This window comes from Pseudomonas sp. NY15374, assembly GCF_048068255.1.
GTDB lineage: Bacteria > Pseudomonadota > Gammaproteobacteria > Pseudomonadales > Pseudomonadaceae > Aquipseudomonas > Aquipseudomonas machongensis.
This window is the reverse complement of record NZ_JBLUPZ010000015.1, coordinates 79,798-97,712: the sequence shown is the minus strand read 5'-3', so window position 1 is coordinate 97,712 and position 17,915 is coordinate 79,798. Positions and strand designations below refer to the sequence as shown.

General features: G+C 62.0%; 20 protein-coding genes and 1 other RNA gene. 16 read left to right on the top strand and 5 right to left on the bottom strand.

Annotation, left to right across the window (positions count from 1 at the left end; translation table 11 throughout):
- Positions 1-107 precede the first annotated feature (107 nt).
- The 7 genes from rplM to ACNFHO_RS24900 all read left to right on the top strand — a co-directional run bounded on the left by rplM (position 108) and on the right by ACNFHO_RS24900 (position 4,976).
- Positions 108-536, top strand: coding sequence for a 50S ribosomal protein L13 (gene rplM / locus ACNFHO_RS24930; protein WP_054893988.1), 429 nt, complete (start codon positions 108-110; stop codon positions 534-536).
- Between the two features lie 14 nt (positions 537-550).
- A complete protein-coding gene (gene rpsI, locus ACNFHO_RS24925) occupies positions 551-943 on the top strand; it encodes a 30S ribosomal protein S9 (RefSeq protein WP_054893989.1) in 393 nt (130 codons plus the stop codon).
- Between the two features lie 262 nt (positions 944-1,205).
- Positions 1,206-1,799, top strand: a complete 594-nt coding sequence (gene petA, locus ACNFHO_RS24920) for a ubiquinol-cytochrome c reductase iron-sulfur subunit (RefSeq protein ID WP_054893990.1) — start codon at positions 1,206-1,208, stop codon at positions 1,797-1,799.
- On the top strand, positions 1,799-3,010 hold the full coding sequence (locus ACNFHO_RS24915) for a cytochrome b (protein ID WP_054893991.1): 1,212 nt from the start codon (positions 1,799-1,801) through the stop codon (positions 3,008-3,010). Before petA ends, ACNFHO_RS24915 begins: the two co-directional genes overlap by 1 nt.
- Positions 3,010-3,789, top strand: a complete 780-nt coding sequence (locus ACNFHO_RS24910) for a cytochrome c1 (RefSeq protein ID WP_054893992.1) — start codon at positions 3,010-3,012, stop codon at positions 3,787-3,789. The genes ACNFHO_RS24915 and ACNFHO_RS24910 overlap by 1 nt, the downstream gene beginning before the upstream one ends.
- 121 nt (positions 3,790-3,910) lie before the next feature.
- Positions 3,911-4,534, top strand: a complete 624-nt coding sequence (locus ACNFHO_RS24905; protein WP_063546019.1) for a glutathione S-transferase N-terminal domain-containing protein — start codon at positions 3,911-3,913, stop codon at positions 4,532-4,534.
- A gap of 10 nt (positions 4,535-4,544) precedes the next feature.
- Positions 4,545-4,976, top strand: coding sequence for a ClpXP protease specificity-enhancing factor (locus tag ACNFHO_RS24900; protein WP_054893994.1), 432 nt, complete (start codon positions 4,545-4,547; stop codon positions 4,974-4,976).
- Between the two features lie 46 nt (positions 4,977-5,022).
- On the opposite strand, the gene ACNFHO_RS24895 is transcribed toward ACNFHO_RS24900, so the two are convergent.
- From ACNFHO_RS24895 to ACNFHO_RS24875, 5 genes are all read right to left on the bottom strand, one after another.
- Positions 5,023-5,241, bottom strand: coding sequence for a YgdI/YgdR family lipoprotein (locus tag ACNFHO_RS24895; protein WP_063546018.1), 219 nt, complete (start codon positions 5,239-5,241; stop codon positions 5,023-5,025).
- A gap of 80 nt (positions 5,242-5,321) precedes the next feature.
- On the bottom strand, positions 5,322-5,900 hold the full coding sequence (locus ACNFHO_RS24890) for a BON domain-containing protein (RefSeq protein ID WP_063546017.1): 579 nt from the start codon (positions 5,898-5,900) through the stop codon (positions 5,322-5,324).
- A complete protein-coding gene (locus ACNFHO_RS24885; protein ID WP_054893997.1) occupies positions 5,897-6,490 on the bottom strand; it encodes a phosphoheptose isomerase in 594 nt (197 codons plus the stop codon). Before ACNFHO_RS24885 ends, ACNFHO_RS24890 begins: the two co-directional genes overlap by 4 nt.
- 88 nt (positions 6,491-6,578) lie before the next feature.
- Positions 6,579-6,950 carry a YraN family protein gene (locus ACNFHO_RS24880; protein WP_063546016.1) on the bottom strand — a complete coding sequence of 124 codons (372 nt, stop codon included), beginning with the start codon at positions 6,948-6,950 and terminating at the stop codon, positions 6,579-6,581.
- Positions 6,950-8,767, bottom strand: coding sequence for a penicillin-binding protein activator (locus ACNFHO_RS24875; RefSeq protein WP_112899088.1), 1,818 nt, complete (start codon positions 8,765-8,767; stop codon positions 6,950-6,952). The genes ACNFHO_RS24880 and ACNFHO_RS24875 overlap by 1 nt, the downstream gene beginning before the upstream one ends.
- A 187-nt stretch (positions 8,768-8,954) precedes the next feature.
- Here ACNFHO_RS24875 and rsmI point away from each other — a divergent pair, with 187 nt between their 5' ends.
- The 9 genes from rsmI to mraY all read left to right on the top strand — a co-directional run bounded on the left by rsmI (position 8,955) and on the right by mraY (position 17,915).
- Positions 8,955-9,830, top strand: a complete 876-nt coding sequence (gene rsmI / locus ACNFHO_RS24870) for a 16S rRNA (cytidine(1402)-2'-O)-methyltransferase (protein WP_151925163.1) — start codon at positions 8,955-8,957, stop codon at positions 9,828-9,830.
- A 67-nt stretch (positions 9,831-9,897) separates the two neighbouring features.
- Positions 9,898-10,257, top strand: an RNA gene (rnpB, locus tag ACNFHO_RS24865) — RNase P RNA component class A.
- A gap of 309 nt (positions 10,258-10,566) precedes the next feature.
- Positions 10,567-11,022: a division/cell wall cluster transcriptional repressor MraZ gene (gene mraZ, locus ACNFHO_RS24860; protein WP_004575120.1), complete on the top strand. Its 456-nt coding sequence runs from the start codon at positions 10,567-10,569 to the stop codon at positions 11,020-11,022.
- Positions 11,019-11,966 carry a 16S rRNA (cytosine(1402)-N(4))-methyltransferase RsmH gene (gene rsmH / locus ACNFHO_RS24855; protein WP_054894000.1) on the top strand — a complete coding sequence of 316 codons (948 nt, stop codon included), beginning with the start codon at positions 11,019-11,021 and terminating at the stop codon, positions 11,964-11,966. Before mraZ ends, rsmH begins: the two co-directional genes overlap by 4 nt.
- The gene (ftsL, locus tag ACNFHO_RS24850; RefSeq protein WP_063546012.1) at positions 11,963-12,256 is read left to right on the top strand and encodes a cell division protein FtsL; all 294 of its coding nucleotides are present in this window, start codon (positions 11,963-11,965) and stop codon (positions 12,254-12,256) included. The genes rsmH and ftsL overlap by 4 nt, the downstream gene beginning before the upstream one ends.
- A complete protein-coding gene (locus ACNFHO_RS24845; RefSeq protein WP_162714455.1) occupies positions 12,256-13,986 on the top strand; it encodes a peptidoglycan D,D-transpeptidase FtsI family protein in 1,731 nt (576 codons plus the stop codon). Before ftsL ends, ACNFHO_RS24845 begins: the two co-directional genes overlap by 1 nt.
- On the top strand, positions 13,986-15,473 hold the full coding sequence (locus ACNFHO_RS24840) for a UDP-N-acetylmuramoyl-L-alanyl-D-glutamate--2,6-diaminopimelate ligase (RefSeq protein ID WP_416767694.1): 1,488 nt from the start codon (positions 13,986-13,988) through the stop codon (positions 15,471-15,473). Before ACNFHO_RS24845 ends, ACNFHO_RS24840 begins: the two co-directional genes overlap by 1 nt.
- Positions 15,466-16,833 (top strand): UDP-N-acetylmuramoyl-tripeptide--D-alanyl-D-alanine ligase, encoded by a 1,368-nt coding sequence (locus ACNFHO_RS24835; protein WP_416767693.1) that lies wholly within the window; start codon positions 15,466-15,468, stop codon positions 16,831-16,833. Before ACNFHO_RS24840 ends, ACNFHO_RS24835 begins: the two co-directional genes overlap by 8 nt.
- Entirely contained in the window at positions 16,833-17,915 is a 1,083-nt protein-coding gene (gene mraY / locus ACNFHO_RS24830) for a phospho-N-acetylmuramoyl-pentapeptide-transferase (protein ID WP_054894005.1), read from the top strand. Before ACNFHO_RS24835 ends, mraY begins: the two co-directional genes overlap by 1 nt.

The window sequence follows — 17,915 nt, the reverse complement described above, 5'->3', positions numbered from 1 at the left end:
CCCAAAAGCGTCCGTGCTCGGCTGCGCGCTTGCCCTTGGCAAGTTGTGCACTATCCAGTAAGATTCGCCGTCTATTTTTCGCTGGGCGGCCTCTGAGGCTTTAGAGAATGAAAACTTTTACTGCTAAACCGGAAACAGTAAAGCGCGAGTGGTTCGTAATCGATGCCGCTGGTCAGACCCTGGGTCGTCTGGCTACCGAAATCGCTACCCGTCTGCGCGGCAAACACAAGCCTGAGTACACTCCTCACGTTGACACCGGCGACTACATCGTCGTCATCAACGCCGAGCAGGTTCGTGTAACTGGTGCCAAGTCTTCGGACAAGATGTACTACTCCCACTCCGGCTTCCCAGGTGGCATCAAGGAAATCAGCTTCGAGAAGCTGATCGACAAGGCCCCTGAGCGCGTCATCGAGACCGCGGTCAAAGGCATGCTGCCGAAGAACCCGCTGGGTCGCGACATGTACCGCAAGCTGAAAGTGTACGCGGGTGCTACCCACCCTCACACTGCTCAGCAGCCTCAAGAACTGAAGATCTAACGGGATAGTTCATTATGTCGGCGACTCAAAATTACGGCACTGGCCGTCGCAAGACCGCAACCGCTCGCGTTTTCCTGCGTCCGGGTACTGGTAACATCTCCATCAACAACCGTCCTCTGGACACTTTCTTCGGCCGCGAAACCGCTCGCATGGTTGTTCGCCAGCCGCTGGAACTGACCGAGACCGTTGAGAAGTTCGACATCTACGTCACCGTCGCCGGTGGTGGTGTCAGCGGTCAGGCCGGTGCTATCCGCCACGGTATCACCCGCGCCCTGATGGAATACGACGAAACCCTGCGTGGCGCTCTGCGTCGTGCTGGCTACGTCACCCGCGACGCTCGTGAAGTCGAGCGTAAGAAAGTGGGTCTGCGTAAAGCGCGTAAGCGTCCTCAGTACTCCAAGCGTTAATACCGCTTCGGCAGTCGAAAAAGCCCGGTTCCCTGGAACCGGGCTTTTTTTATGTCTTGAACTAACCTGTCAGCATGTCCGGGCCGAGTTGCCACATAGACGCAGATCAAGCAAAGCGAGGGTTGTAGCCCGAACCAGGGGTAATCACCTTGTCAGTGTGTGGATTTGTTTCTTACCATGGCGGCCAATTTTTAGTGCCACAGACATTACTAATAGACGCCTGATCCAGCGGGCGAGAAGAAAGCTGATGGGAGAGGACTGAATGAGCAATGACGGCGTCAACGCAGGCCGGCGCCGCTTCCTCGTAGCTGCCACATCCGTGGTGGGGGCTGCGGGGGCAGTGGGGGCTGCGGTACCGTTCGTGGGGTCATGGTTCCCCAGTGCCAAGGCGAAAGCCGCTGGCGCACCGGTGAAGGTCAACATCGCCAAGGTAGAGCCCGGGCAGCAGATGGTTGCCGAATGGCGCGGTCAACCGGTGTTCATCGTGCGGCGAACGCAAGAGATCCTCGGCAATCTGAAAAAAATCACCGCAGACTTGTCCGACCCCGAGTCCAAGGCTTCGGTGCAGCCGACCTACGTCGATCCCGAGGTCCGCTCGATCAAGCCGGAAATCCTCATTCTCGTTGGCTTGTGCACTCACCTGGGGTGCTCGCCGACTTTCCGTCCGGAAGTCGCCCCCGCCGACCTCGGTCCTAAGTGGGTTGGTGGCTATTTCTGCCCTTGCCATGGCTCGCACTACGATTTGGCAGGTCGCGTCTACAAGTCGCAGCCAGCCCCGCTCAATTTGCCAGTGCCGCCGCACTCGTACGAGTCGGACGACATCATCGTCATCGGCGTCGATCAGGAGAACGCATGATGAGCAAGTTCATGGACTGGATTGACGCTCGCTTCCCCGCCACGAAAATGTGGGAAGACCACCTGAGCAAGTATTACGCGCCCAAGAACTTCAACTTCCTGTACTTCTTTGGCTCCCTCGCGCTGCTGGTGCTGGTCAACCAGATTGTCACGGGAGTCTGGCTGACCATGAGTTTCACGCCCTCGGCAGAAGAGGCGTTTGCCTCGGTCGAGTACATCATGCGCGATGTCGAGTACGGCTGGATCCTGCGCTATCTGCACTCCACCGGCGCCTCGGCGTTCTTCATCGTGGTCTACCTGCACATGTTCCGCGGGTTGCTCTACGGCTCCTACCAGAAGCCCCGTGAACTGGTGTGGCTGTTCGGCATGCTGATCTACCTGGCGCTGATGGCTGAGGCCTTCATGGGTTACCTGCTGCCCTGGGGGCAGATGTCCTACTGGGGCGCCCAGGTGATCATCTCGCTGTTCGGTGCCATTCCGGTGATCGGCGATGACCTTACTCAATGGATCCGTGGTGACTACCTGATCTCCGGCATCACCCTGAACCGCTTCTTCGCCCTGCATGTGGTAGCGCTGCCGATCGTCATTCTCGGGCTTGTGGTACTGCATATCCTGGCCCTGCACGAGGTAGGTTCGAACAACCCGGACGGTGTCGACATCAAGAAGCACAAGGACGAAAACGGCGTACCGCTGGATGGCATCCCCTTCCACCCGTACTACACGGTGAAAGATATCGTCGGGGTCGTGGTATTCCTCTTCGTGTTCTGTGCTGTGGTGTTCTTCTTCCCGGAAATGGGTGGCTATTTCCTGGAAAAACCGAACTTCGAGCAGGCCAACGCCTTCAAGACGCCTGAGCACATTGCGCCGGTGTGGTACTTCACGCCCTTCTACGCGATCCTGCGGGCGGTGCCTGACAAGCTGTTCGGTGTCATCGCCATGGGCGCGGCGATCGCGGTGCTGTTCGTGTTGCCCTGGCTCGATCGCAGTCCGGTGCGCTCCATGCGCTACAAGGGCTGGTTGAGCAAGATCTTCCTGCTGGTGTTCTGCGTGGCCTTCATCATTCTCGGCGTGCTCGGTGTACTGGCGCCTACGCCCGGACGGACCCTGCTGTCCCAGGTCTGCACCGTGCTGTATTTCGCCTACTTCCTGCTGATGCCGTTCTACACAAGGCTCGAGAAGACAAAACCGGTTCCGGAAAGGGTGACTGGCTGATGAAAAAGTTTATTGCAGTAATGTTCCTGGCGTTGATGCCTGCCTTATCCTTTGCTGCCGAGCAGGGTGTGGAGCTGCAGAAGGTCGATATCGACCTGACCGACAAGGCCGCGTTGCAGGATGGGGCGCGAACCTTCGCCAACTATTGCATGGGTTGCCACAGCGCCAAGTTCCAGCGTTACGAGCGGGTTGCCGATGACCTCGGCATCCCCCACGAGCTGATGCTCGAAAAGCTGGTGTTCACGGGGGCCAAGATTGGCGATCACATGAAGATCGGCATGCAGCCCAGCGATGCCAAGACCTGGTTCGGTGCGGCGCCGCCCGATCTCACGTTGGTCGCCCGAGTGCGGGGTAACGATTGGCTGTACAGCTACCTGCACAGCTTCTACGAGGACAAATCGCGCCCTTATGGGGTGAACAACAAGGTCTTCCCGAACGTGGGCATGCCCAATGTGCTGGTCGGGCTGCAGGGCAACCAGGTGATTGGGTGCAAGCAGATCCAGACAGTGGTCGACGGCAAGAAGCAGTTCGACCCGCTGACTGGCAGTCCTTTGACCCATGAAGCCTGTGACCAGCTGACCATCGAGCCGAAATCCGGTACCCTGACGCCCGAGCAGTTCGACGAGAAGGTCAAGAACCTGGTGACCTTCCTGGCCTATTCGGCCAACCCGGTCAAACTGGAAAGTCAGCGCATCGGCACCTATGTCCTGCTGTACCTGGCTTTCTTCTTCGTGTTCGCCTACTTGCTCAAGCGCGAATACTGGAAGGACGTGCACTGATCACGCAGTAGTTTCTGGTAGTTGAACGCGCCCTGGGGCGCTCCTGCGCAATCGCGAGGAGCCTCCCAGGGCGCGTTTGCATTTGCAGTTTCACAAGCATCCCCATGCGAGGAGGAGCTACATGGGCGCGACCAACAGGTTAGCCTGCTATTCCGACCCCGCTGACCATTATTCTCATCGGGTACGCCTTGTTCTCGCCGAGAAGGGCGTCAGTGTGCAGATCATCGACGTCATCGCCGATCGTCTGCCGCCCAAACTGATCGAAGTGAACCCCTATGGCAGCGTGCCAACCCTGGTCGACCGCGACCTGGCGTTGTACGAATCGACCGTGGTGATGGAATACCTCGAGGAGCGTTATCCTCATCCGCCGCTGATGCCGGTATACCCGGTGGCGCGCGGCAACAGCCGCCTGCTGATGCACCGTATCCAGCGTGACTGGTGTGCACTGGCTGATGTCATTCTCGATCCGCGTGCCGCCGAGGCTGCGCGTGGCGAGGCGCGCAAGTCGCTGCGCGAGAGTCTGACTGGTGTCTCGGCGCTGTTCGGCGAGTTTCCCTGCTTCATGAGCGAGGAGCAAAGCCTGGTCGATTGTTGTCTACTGCCCATACTCTGGCGATTGCCGGTCCTGGGTATCGAACTGCCGCGGCAAGCCAAGCCGCTGCTGGATTATATGGAGCGACAGTTCGCCCGCGAGCCTTTCCAGGCGAGCCTGTCCGCTGCTGAACGTGAAATGCGCAAGCTTTAAGGAGCCGTTGATGAACTCCAGTCGCCCCTATCTGGTTAGAGCACTGTACGAGTGGATCGTCGACAACGATTGCACCCCCCATATGCTGGTCAATGCCGAGTATCCGGCGGTCCAGGTGCCCCAGGGATTTGCCAGCGATGGCCAGATCGTCTTGAACATCTCGCCCAGCGCTGTGCGTAACCTGCACATGGACAACGACGCGGTGAGCTTCGAGGGGCGCTTCAGTGGCGTGGCCCATTCGCTCTATGTGCCGGCAGGCGCGATCCTGGGGATCTATGCTCGAGAGAATGGCCAGGGCATGGTGTTCGAGCTGGAGCCGCCGTTGATGGATGGCGAAGAGCTCGATGAGGAAGGCGTCGAGCCTGATGATGATGGTCCGCCGGAGGGTGGTGGCCAGCCGCCGCGACCCACTGGGCGGCCGAGCTTGAAAGTGGTCAAGTAATAAAAAAGGCGATCCATCCGGATCGCCTTTTTTATTCAAGTTCGGATTACAGGTCCTTGATCGTGCGGACCTGGTCCTTGTTGATGCGGGTCGGCTTGCCGTCCAGCTGCTTGAATTCGTAGAAGCCCGAATCTTTGTCGAACTTTGGCGTGTCGAGCGTCTGCAGCTCGCGGCCGTCGTTGAGGGTGATCGTGCTCGGGGTGGAGCAGCCGGCCAAGGTGGCGAAGGCGGTGATGGCGAGAAGGGACAGCAGGGACTTCTTCATGGGCTTTCCTGGGTTGTTTGCGGCAATACCTGGTGCGATGGGCCACAGCGCGCATTCATCGCGCGCCGTGGCCCTGGATATCAATCGATGTACTCGAACAGCTTGACGATCTTCTGTACGCCAGACACACCTTGAACCACGTTGGTGGCGGCGTTGGCTTCCTGCTGGGTGACCAGGCCGAGCAAGTAGACGATGCCGTTCTCGGTGATCACCTTGATGCGCGAGCTGGGCACGTTGGCGTCACCGATCATCTGGGTCTTGATCTTGGTGGTCAGCCAGGTGTCGTTGTTGCGTGCCAGGATCGACGAGGGCTGCATCACCTGCAGTTCGTTATGCACCTTCTTGACCCGTTGTACCTGGCCGGCGGTCTGCTCGGCGAGGCTCTTCAGGTCGGCGCGCGGGGTCTGGCCTGCGAGCAGGACGATGCCGTTGTAGCTGCTGACGACGATGTGCGAGCCCTTGTCCAGGTCTGGGCTTGCCTTGGCCACATTGACCGAAACCTTGGTTTCGATCAGCGAATCGTCGATCTTGCTACCAATGGTGCGTGTGCCGCGGTCATCCTCGATCGGCGAGTTGCGGGTCGAGGTCAATACCGAGCTGCAGCCGGAAATACCGAGGCACAGGGTCAGGGCCATGAGGCCGAGGCGCTTGGGGATCATTCTTCACTCCCGAACAGTTGGCTGTCGATCAGATCGCACAGGCAATGGATCGCCAGCAGGTGGACTTCCTGGATGCGCGCAGTGACCGTGGAGGGGACGCGGATCTCCACATCCTCGGGCAGCAGCAGCGAAGCCATACCGCCGCCGTCACGTCCGGTCAATGCTACGACAATCATTTCACGATCATGTGCGGCCTGGATCGCCTGAATCACATTGGCCGAGTTGCCGCTGGTGGAGATCGCCAGCAGTACATCGCCTGGTTGGCCCAGGGCGCGGATCTGCTTGGAGAAGACTTCGTTGTAGCTGTAGTCGTTGGCGATCGAGGTGATGGTCGAGCTGTCGGTGGTCAGGGCGATGGCCGGCAGGCTCGGACGCTCGCGCTCGAAGCGGTTGAGCAGTTCCGAGGAAAAATGCTGGGCGTCACCCGCCGAGCCGCCGTTGCCGCAGGCGAGCATCTTGCCCTCGTTGAGCAGCGCGTTGACCATGACCAGGCTGGCCTGCTCGATGTGCGGTGCCAGGATGTCCATTGCCTGTTGCTTGGTATCGATGCTGGCCTGGAACAGCCGGCGAATTCGGGATTGCATGTCCATCTGGTGTGACCTTAAGTGCGGCGGAGGCCTGCGCGACGCGCGACAGGGGCCAGCCCGCGAAACATAGAGCAAAGAAATCGGAATGGGTTCAGCATTCGAAGGCGTTTTTCAGCCATTGAAGCGGTCGACCTGCATGGTGGCTGCCCTGCAGGGCGACTACGTCGAAGCGGCAGGGGTGATCGGCCCAGCGGGGCTCCTTCAGCAGGAACATGTTGGCGGCAAGCGCCAGGCGTTTCTGCTTGCGCCCGTCGATACTTCCGACGGCGCCGCCGAAGTCCACGTGCAAGCGGTAGCGGACTTCGACGAATACTACTGTATCGGCGTCGAGCATGACCAGATCAAGCTCGCCTTCCTTGCATCGCCAATTGCGCGTCAGCAGCTGCAGGCCTTGCCCTCGAAGATAATCGAGGGCTTGGTTTTCTGCCGCGAGCCCGGCGCTGGTAGGCGAGGCGTCGGGCATCAGCGAGCCGTGTCCGGCAGGCGCTTGACCTGGCCGCCGGAGAACTCGGCCCAGGGCAGTTGGCGCTCGATACGCTGGTTGGCGTTGATGCTCAGGCTGCCGGACAGGCCCTCGACGCGGTTGTCAGGCAGCGCCTTGAGCTGGCCGAGGCGTGGCGCCAGGCTATAGGCATCGACCCCCATGGCGTACAGGCGACCCAGGCTGCCGGCAGCCTGTGGCCACTGCTGGACCACCTGCTGGCGCAAGCTGTTGGTGTTGTCCAGCAGCCATGGGGTTTCGCAGAAGCGAATGCCGTTCATGTCGTTGTACTGGTTCACGTCTCCACTGGCGCTGTAGAGGTTGGAGGTCGCATAGACCGGCACGTCACCCGCGTACTGGAAGTTGAGGGTCGGCTTGATCTGTTGGGCCTGCTGCGGGGTGGCAGCGAGGAAGATGAAGTCGATGTCCTGGCGACGCGACGGTTGTGCGGCGACATTGCCACCCACGGCACTCTGCAGGCTCTTGGCGCGACCTTCGCTCTGGCGCAGCTGGAACAGATCGGCGATCTGTTGAGCCAGGGCCACCGGCTGGGCGATGCGCTCGGCAGCGAGCAGGGTGCCGCCGTTGCCTTCCCAGTCCTGACGGAAAGCTGCGAGCACGCGGTCGCCCCATTCGCCGCTCGGCACCAGGGCCACGGCGCGGACCAGGCCGTCTGCGCGGGCACGGCGAGAGACTTCGCGGGCTTCGTCCTCGGCGGCGAGGCCGAACTGGAACAGTTGTGGTGGCGATTTCTGCCCGGCCTCGGCGTAGTTCAGCGCCAGGGTGGTGATGGGCAGTTGCGGGTAGTCGGCGAGTTTCTTCACCAGTGGTTTTTCGAGCGGACCGATCACCAGCTGTACGCCGGCCGCCTGGGCCTGGCGATAGAAGTCATCCAGCGAGGTGAGGCGCGAGCTGTCGAAAACCTGAACCGCCGGCGCTGGCTGGCCGGATTGCTGGGCCTGGAAGTGGGCTGCCATGAAGCCGTCGCGCAGTGCACGGGCTACACCGGCCAGCGGGCCTTCCTGTGGCAGCAGCAGGGCGATCTTGGTCAGTGGCTGGCTGGCCAGTTGCTTGAGTTTGACCAGTGCGTCAGGCAACTGCTTGGCGGCCGGGTGATCGGCATGTTGCTGGCGCCAGGTGTCGATGGCGGCCTGTTGCTGTTCCAGGGTGCCGGCGCTCTTGACCGCCAGGGCCAGGCTGGTCCAGCCGGCGAGGGTCGGATTGCTGGTCGGTTGCTGCAATTGGTCGGCGGGCAGCGAGGCTACCAGCGACCAGATAGCATCGTTGTTCTTGGCTGCGGCCGGGCCGCTGAGCAGTGGGGCGAGCAAGACGCGCTGCTGGGCAGCAGGGAGTGCCTGGCCGTCGGCTTCGAGGGCTGCAGCATGCACGCTATAGGTGCGTACCTGCAGCTCTTCGGGCAGCTCGCCGACGCGTTGCAGGCTTGGGTGCGACAGGGCGTCGAGGGCGGCTTTGGGCTGGTTGCGGCTCATCGCCAGTTCGGCGGCGAGGGTGCTGGCGAACACCTGTTGGGCGGGTTTGAGCGTGTCCAGTGGAACCTGCTCGAGGATGCGTGCGGCGCGTGGGAAGTCCTTCTGCCGGTAGGCCATGTCGGCGGCGCTCAGGCGCAGCAGCGCGGCGTCTTCGGCGGACTTGCTGGAAGCCGCCTTCTCGAGCAGTTGCTCGATGCTGGCGTCGGGGGTGCGTGGCAGTTCGCCCAGGCTGGATGAGGGCGAGCTGGCGCAGGCTGCCAGCAGGGCAGCGAGACAGAGGGCTGTGAGCAGCCGCAGGCAAGCGATCATGTAAGGGTCCTGTTACTCGATCAAGTTGGCCGGCAATTGTACCCAAGCGCTGGCCGGGGCGCGATCTTGCTGACGCTGATCCTTCACTATAGGTCGCATGTCAGGGGATGACGGCCAAGTTCTTTGCGCCTTGTTGCGGGTGCTCGGGCTACAATGGCGCCTTTGATCGGCAAGGCAGGTGTGTGCAGTGACTGATGTTGCAGGGGTTCCAAAATCCATAGCGGGTACGCTTTACGTCGTTGCGACGCCCATCGGCAACCTCGACGACATGAGCGCCCGGGCACTCAAGGTGCTGGCCGGCGTGGCGCTGATCGCGGCCGAGGATACCCGCCATTCTGTGCGCCTGCTGCAGCACTTCGGCATCGAGACGCCGCTGGCGGCCTGCCATGAGCACAACGAGCGCGACGAAGGCAGTCGCTTCATCACGCGCTTGCTGGCGGGTGACGATGTGGCGCTGGTGTCCGACGCCGGCACACCGCTGATTTCCGATCCGGGCTATCACCTGGTGCGCCAGGCGCGGGCTGCCGGGGTGAGGGTGGTGCCGGTGCCAGGGGCGTGTGCGCTGATCGCTGCGCTGTCGGCAGCGGGGCTGCCCTCTGATCGCTTCATCTTCGAAGGCTTCCTGCCGGCAAAGGCTGTCGGGCGCCGTGCGCGACTGGAGCAGGTCAAGGAGGAGCCCCGGACCTTGATCTTCTATGAAGCGCCGCATCGCATCCTCGAATGCCTGGAGGACATGGAGGCGGTATTCGGGGGAGAGCGCCCGGCCGTTCTGGCGCGAGAGCTGACCAAGACGTTCGAGACGCTCAAGGGGTTGCCGTTGGCCGAGTTGCGCGCCTTTGTCGCAGCGGATGCCAATCAGCAGCGTGGGGAATGCGTGGTGCTGGTCGCGGGCTGGAGTGCGCCGCAAGACGATCAGGCGATCAGCAGCGACGCCATGCGTGTACTGGACCTGTTGCTGGCAGAATTGCCGCTCAAGCGGGCGGCGGCATTGGCGGCGGAAATTACCGGCGTGCGCAAGAATCTTCTTTATCAAGCGGCGCTGGATAAACAGAAGAGCCACTAGTGGCGTAATGATATTGTTTGCGGTATTGCTTGTTCTTGCTCGCGCCTGCCGTTACCCTTACCGGCGGAGAGTCGATCGGACAGTCGCTGCCTGCATTTGTTCCGCAAAAGCAGGGGGAGGAAAGTCCGGGCTCCGCAGGGCAGAGTGCCAGGTAACGCCTGGGAGGCGCGAGCCTACGGAAAGTGCCACAGAAAACAACCGCCTAAGCACTTCGGTGCCGGTAAGGGTGAAAAGGTGCGGTAAGAGCGCACCGCACGACTGGCAACAGTTCGTGGCTAGGTAAACCCCACTCGGAGCAAGACCAAATAGGGTTCCTTATGGCGTGGCCCGCGTCGGAACCGGGTAGGTTGCTAGAGGCGTCCAGTGATGGCCGTCGTAGAGGAATGACTGTCCTCGACAAAACCCGGCTTACAGATCGACTCTCCACCTCTTCTTTTCCTGCTTGAATCGATAGCAGATCCCTCCTGGTAATGCCGAAAAGTTCTTACTCTTGATAATTCACTTTAACTTCACACTCTATCCGTTTGAGTGCGCTTGATTTTTCCCGCCAGTTTTTTCTCCCGGTAGTCCTTCCGCCTTCCTTTGTTGCGCTAAATCTCGGTCCTGTAAGGGTTTTCCTTATGAACGCGCCTTGACGGTGTGGCGGACGGATTCCTATAGTGTGCGCAAGTGGCAGAAAGTGGGATGAAGTGGGTTTTCTGGCACAAAAAAGTTAACATTGTGGGGAATCGCAGCCGTGTTCCGCGGAGCCAACGCCGTCAGCCTCGATGCAAAGGGCCGTCTCGCCATGCCGAGCCGGTACCGTGACGAGCTCGATTCGCGTTGCAATGGTCAACTTATCGTGACCATCGACGCTGTTGACCCCTGCTTGTGTGTTTATCCCCTCGATGAGTGGGAGCAGATAGAAGCCAAGTTGCGTGCCTTGCCGTCGCTGCGTGAGGAAAACCGTCGCCTGCAGCGTTTGCTGATCGGTAACGCGGTGGACCTGGAGCTCGATGGCAGTGGTCGTTTCCTGGTGCCGCCCCGTTTGCGTGAGTACGCCAAGCTCGACAAGAAGGCGATGCTGGTGGGGCAACTGAACAAATTCCAGCTGTGGGATGAGGATGCCTGGAACGCGGTTTCGGCAGCCGACCTCGCAGCTATTCAACAACCGGGCGCCATGCCCGATGAACTGCGTGACCTGATCCTGTGACGATAGATAGCGGCTTCAACCACATCACCGTATTGCTCGACGAAGCTGTCGAGGCATTGGCCCTGCGCGCCGACGGTTGCTATCTGGACGGGACCTTCGGTCGCGGAGGGCACAGTCGTCTCATTCTCAGCAAGCTCGGGCCGCAAGGGCGGCTGTTGGGCTTCGACAAGGATCCACAGGCGATTGCCACGGGGCAAGCGCTGGCGGCCGAAGACGGCCGCTTTGTCATTGTGCAGCGCAGCTTCGCCGAGCTCGGTGATGAAGTGCGCGCGCGCGCGCTGGACGGCAAGGTCAGCGGTATCCTGCTCGACCTGGGTGTCTCCTCGCCGCAGTTGGACGATCCCGAGCGCGGCTTCAGTTTCCTCAACGATGGCCCGCTGGACATGCGCATGAATCCGGGCCAGGGCATCAGCGCGGCCGAGTTCATCGCGACCGCCCCCGTCGAAGAAATAGCCCGCGTGTTCAAGGAGTACGGCGAGGAGCGTTTTGCCGGCCGCATGGCGCGTGCGGTGGTCGAGCGTCGCGAGAAGCAGCCGTTCACCCGTACTGCCGACCTGGCCGAAGTGCTCAAGGTCGCCAACCCTGCTTGGGAAAAGGGTAAGAACCCGGCAACTCGCGCCTTCCAGGGGCTGCGCATTCACGTCAATAACGAGCTGGGTGACCTGGAAGCCGGCCTCGACGCCGCGCTCGAGGCGCTGGAAGTCGGCGGCCGCCTGGCGGTGATCAGCTTCCACTCGCTAGAAGACCGTATCGTCAAACTGTTCATGCGCAAGCTGGTCAAGGGCGAGGCGGATAACCTGCCACGCAACCTGCCGGTGCAGCACAAGGTCTTCGAACCTCGTATCAAGCTGATCGGTAAGGCGCAGTTCGCCTCCGATGCCGAACTCAAGGCCAACCCGCGTGCGCGCAGCGCCGTCATGCGCGTGGCGGAGAAGCTGCGGTGAGTCGCCTGTTCGCCAAGCCATTGCCAGGCGGAAGCTTCCTGATGCTTCTGCTGTTCGTTGGCGTGCTGGTGTCGGCCATCGCTGTCTCCTACAGCGCGCACTGGAACCGCCAGTTGCTCAACACGCTCTACAACGAGCTGAGCGAACGCGACAAGGCCCAGGCTGAGTGGGGGCGCCTGATTCTCGAGCAGAGCACCTGGACTGCCCACAGCCGCATCGAAAGCCTGGCCGCCGGCCAGTTGAAGATGCGCGTGCCCAACGCTGACGAAGTGCGGATGGTGACGCCATGATGAAGCTCGAGGGTGCACTCTACCCCTGGCGCTTCCGGGTCGTCGTTGGCCTGCTGGCGTTGATGGTCGGCGCCATCAGCTGGCGGATCATCGACCTGCAGGTGGTCGATCGCGACTTCCTCAAGGGCCAGGGTGATGCTCGCAGCCTGCGCCATATTCCGATTCCTGCACACCGCGGCCTGATCACCGACCGTAATGGTGAGCCTCTGGCTGTCAGTACGCCGGTCACCACGCTGTGGGCAAACCCCAAGGAGATGCAGGCGTCCAAGGATCGCTGGCCGCAACTGGCCGCCGTGCTGGGGCAGAACCCGCAGCAATTGATCGAGCGCCTCACCCAGCAGGCCAACAAGGAGTTCATCTACCTGGTTCGTGGCCTCACGCCCGAGCAGGGCCAGCAGGTGCTCGACCTTAAAGTGCCCGGTGTCTACGGCCTCGAAGAGTTCCGCCGCTTCTATCCGGCGGGTGATGTCACCGCGCACATGGTGGGTTTCACCGACCTGGATGACCATGGCCGTGAAGGTGTCGAGCTCGCCTATGACGAGTGGCTGGCCGGGGTGCCTGGCAAGCGACAAGTGATCAAGGACCGGCGCGGTCGCCTGATCAAGGATATTCAAGTCACCAAGAACGCCAAGGCCGGTAAGACCTTGGCGTTGTCGATAGATCTGCGCCTCCAGTACCTGGCGACTCGCGAGCTGCGCAACGCCATCGCCGAACAGGACGCCAAGGCCGGCAGCCTGGTAATCATGGACGTCAAGACCGGCGAGGTCCTGGCGATGGTCAACCAGCCAACGTACAACCCCAACAACCGCCGCAGCATGTTCCCGGCAGCCATGCGTAACCGGGCCATCATCGATGTCTTCGAGCCCGGCTCGACGGTCAAGCCGATCTCCATGAGTGCGGCCCTGCAGAGCGGGCGCTGGAAACCGACCGACAAGGTCGAGGTGTATCCGGGCAGTCTGCAGATCGGTCGCTACACGATCAAGGACGTTTCCAGGAGCGAGGGCCCGATCCTCGACCTGACCGGCATCCTGATCAACTCCAGTAACGTCGGCATGAGCAAGATCGCCTTCGATATCGGCGGCGAAGCCATCTATCGGGTGATGTCGCAGGTCGGCCTGGGGCAGTACACCGGCCTGGGCTTCCCGGGCGAGCGTGTTGGCAACCTGCCCAATCATCGCGAATGGCGCAAGGCCGAGACGGCCACGCTTTCGTACGGCTACGGCGTATCGGTCACCGCCCTGCAGTTGGTTCACGCCTACGCCGCGCTGGCCAACGACGGCAAGATGGTGCCGCTGTCGATTCTCAAGGTCGACAAGGCGCCGGAAGCCGTGCAAGCCATTCCGCAAGAAACCGCAAAGACCGTGCAGGGCATGTTGCAGCAGGTGATCGAGGCGCCGCGTGGTGTGTTCCGCGCCCAGGTGCCGTTCTACCACGTCGCTGGCAAGTCGGGTACGGCGCGCAAGGCCACGGTCGGCTCCAAGGGCTACACCGAAAACGCCTACCGCTCGCTGTTCGCAGGCTTCGGCCCGATGAGCGACCCGCGCTACGCCATCGTCGTGGTCATCGACGAGCCAGGCAAGGGCGGCTATTTCGGTGGCCTGGTCTCGGCGCCGGTGTTCAGCAAGGTCATGTCCGGCACCCTGCGGCTGATGAACGTGCCGCCGGATAACCTGCCGCCTGCGAACGCGCAGCAGGCCAGTGCAGTACCCGCCAAGGGAGGGCGTGGTTGATGACGATGCCATTGAGCAAGCTTTTCGCCCACGCCAGCCGCGATCCGTTGATTCGCGAGCTGACACTCGACAGCCGCCAGGTGCGGCCGGGTGATCTGTTTCTGGCAGTGCCGGGTGCCAAGGTCGATGGTCGTGATCACATCGTCGATGCGCTTGCCCGCGGTGCTGCGGCCATCGCCTATGAAGAGCAGGGCGCCACGGTGTTGCCGCTGACCGACGTGCCGCTGATTCCGGTCAAGGGCCTGATCGCGCAACTGTCGGCCATCGCCGGCCGCTTCTATGGCGAGCCGAGCCGCCAACTCAATCTGGTCGGTGTGACGGGCACCAACGGCAAGACCAGCGTGACGCAACTGCTCGCCCAGGCCCTTGATCAGTTGGGCCAGCGCTGCGGTCTGATCGGCACCTTGGGTACCGGTTTCTACGGGGACTTGCAGAGCGGCCGCCTGACCACGCCGGATCCGATTGCCGTGCAAGCCACGCTCAACGACCTGAAGAAGGGTGGCGCTGAGGCCGTGGCGATGGAAGTGTCTTCCCATGCCCTGGAGCAGGGGCGCGTGGCAGCACTGGCCTTCGATATCGCGGTGATGACCAACCTGTCGCGCGATCACCTGGACTACCACGGCAGCATGCAGGCCTACGAGGCCGCCAAGGCCAAGCTGTTCGCCTGGCCGAGCCTGCGTTGGCAGGTGGTCAACCTGGACGACGCCTTTGGTCGTCGTCTGGCCGAGGACTTTGCTCGCCGCCCGAGTGCCGATCATATCGAGACCCGGCTGCTCAGCTATAGCCTGGAAAACCCGGACGCGTCGCTGTTCTGCCGCGAAGCCCATTTCGACGACGATGGCGTGCGCGCCATCCTGGTCACCGCTCAAGGCGAACGCACACTGCGCAGCCAACTGCTCGGGCGTTTCAACCTGAGCAACATGCTCGCAGCCGTGGCCACGCTGCTGGCGCTGGATTACTCGCTGGACGAAATCCTGAAAGTCATCCCGCAATTGCAAGGGCCTGTCGGTCGCATGCAGCGCCTGGGCGGGGGCGCCAAACCGCTGGTGGTGGTCGATTACGCGCACACCCCCGATGCGCTGGAAAAGGTGCTCGAAGCCCTGCGTCCACACGCCCACGGCAAGCTGCTGTGCCTGTTCGGTTGTGGCGGGGATCGCGATCGCGGCAAGCGTCCGCTGATGGCCGAAGTGGCCGAGCGTCTGGCTGACCGCGTGCTGGTCACCGACGACAACCCGCGTACCGAGGATCCGCTGCGGATCTTCGATGACATTCGCCCAGGTTTCGCCAAGCCTGCCGACGCCGAGTTCGTCGCCGGTCGTGGCGAAGCCATCGCACACCTGATCGCCACCGCTGCCGCCGACGATGTGATCGTGCTGGCCGGCAAGGGGCACGAGGATTACCAGGAGATCAATGGCGAGCGCCTTGTTTTCTCCGATCTGGTCGAAGCCGAGAAGGCGCTTTCAGCCTGGGAGGCTCCACATGCTTAAGCCCATGACACTCAGCCAGCTGACCGCAGCACTGAGTGCTCGTCTGGTCGGGGCCGACGCCACCTTCACCGGTGTCAGCATCGACAGCCGCAGCGTGGCTGCGGGGCAACTGTTCATTGCACTGACCGGCCCGCGTTTCGATGGCCACGACTACCTTGCCGATGTGAAGGCCAAGGGCGCCGTGGCCGCGTTGGTCGAGCGCGAAATCGCCGATGTCGACTTGCCGCAGTTGCTGGTCGCCGATTGCCGCGTGGCGCTTGGCCTGCTGGGCGCGCTCAATCGCGCCGCCTTCGACAAACCGGTGGTCGCCATCACCGGCTCCAGCGGCAAGACCACGGTCAAGGAGATGCTGGCCTCCATTCTGCGCACCCGTGGCCTGGTACATGCCACCCGTGGCAACCTGAACAACGACCTCGGCGCGCCACTGACGTTGCTGGAGATCGCGCCCGATCACAGTGCGGCGGTGATCGAGCTGGGTGCTTCGCGCATCGGCGAGATTCGCTACACCGTTGGCCTGACCCGGCCACAAGTCGTCATCCTCAACAACGCTGGCACCGCCCACGTGGGTGAATTCGGCGGGCCGGAGAAGATCGTCGAGGCCAAGGGCGAGATTCTCGAAGGTTTGGGTGAGGGCGGTATCGCCGTGCTCAACCTGGACGACAAGGCCTTTGACATCTGGCACAAGCGCGCCGGCGCGCGCCAGGTGCTGAGCTTTGCCCTGAGCAACGAGAAGGCCGACTTCTACGCCAGCGACATCGGTCGCGACGCGCGCGGCTGCCCCTCCTTCACCCTGCACGGCCCAAGCGGCAGTGCGCCGGTGCAGTTGAACCTGCTTGGCACGCATAACGTCGCCAACGCGCTGGCCGCTGCGGCTGGCGCCCATGCCGTAGGTGTGAGCCTGCCGGGCATCGCCGCCGGCCTTGCCGCAGTGCAGCCGGTCAAGGGCCGTTCCGTGGCACAGATCGCGCCCAGCGGTGCGCGGGTGATCGACGACACCTACAACGCAAATCCCACCTCGATGTGTGCCGCCATTGATATACTCGCCGGCTTTTCCGGACGCACCGTCCTGGTGCTCGGGGATATCGGCGAACTGGGGCAATGGGCCGAGGAAGGCCACCGTCAGGTGGGCGACTACGCACGCGGCAAGGTCGATGCCTTGTACGCGACTGGCACCAACATGGTTCACGCGGCTCAGGCGTTCGGCGCCAATGGCCGCCATTTCGCTACTCAAGCTGAGCTGATCGACGCCGTTCGTGCCGAGAGCGTCAGCGATACCACTATCTTGATCAAGGGCTCACGCAGCGCTGCGATGGAAAACGTCGTGGCTGCATTGTGTGGTGCCAGCGGGGAGAAACATTAATGCTGCTGCTGTTGGCTGAGTATCTGCAACAGTTCTACAAGGGCTTCGCGGTCTTCCAGTACCTGTCCCTGCGCGGGATCCTGGGTGTGTTGACGGCGTTGTCCCTGGCACTGTGGCTGGGGCCCTGGATGATTCGTACCCTGCAGATTCGCCAGATCGGCCAGGCTGTGCGTAACGACGGCCCACAATCGCACCTGTCCAAGTCCGGCACCCCGACCATGGGCGGTGCGCTGATCCTGTCTGCCATCGCCATCAGCACCCTGCTCTGGGCCGACCTGACCAATCGCTATGTATGGGTGGTGTTGATCGTCACCCTGCTGTTCGGCGCCATCGGCTGGGTCGACGACTACCGCAAGGTGATCGAGAAGAACTCGCGTGGCCTGCCGAGCCGCTGGAAGTACTTCTGGCAGTCGGTGTTCGGCCTCGGGGCTGCGGTCTTCCTCTACATGACCGCCCCGACCAGCGTCGAAACCACGCTGATCGTGCCGTTCCTCAAGGACTTCACCATCCCCCTGGGCGTTGGCTTCGTGGTGCTGACCTACTTCGTCATCGTCGGTTCGAGCAACGCGGTCAACCTGACCGACGGCCTCGATGGTCTGGCGATCATGCCGACGGTGATGGTCGGCGGTGCGCTGGGCATCTTCTGCTACCTGTCGGGCAACGTGAAGTTCGCCGAGTACCTGCTGATCCCTTATGTGCCGGGCTCGGGTGAGCTGATCGTGTTCTGCGGTGCGCTGATCGGTGCAGGCCTGGGCTTCCTCTGGTTCAACACCTACCCGGCACAGGTCTTCATGGGTGACGTCGGTGCCCTGGCGCTGGGTGCGGCGCTGGGCACCATCGCCGTGATCGTCCGCCAGGAAATCGTGCTGTTCATCATGGGCGGCATCTTCGTGGTGGAAACCCTGTCGGTGGTGATCCAGGTCGCATCGTTCAAGTTGACCGGCAAGCGTGTGTTCCGCATGGCGCCGATCCATCACCATTTCGAACTCAAGGGTTGGCCCGAGCCGCGGGTGATCGTCCGATTCTGGATCATCACCGTGATTCTGGTGCTGATCGGCCTTGCCACCCTGAAGCTGAGGTAA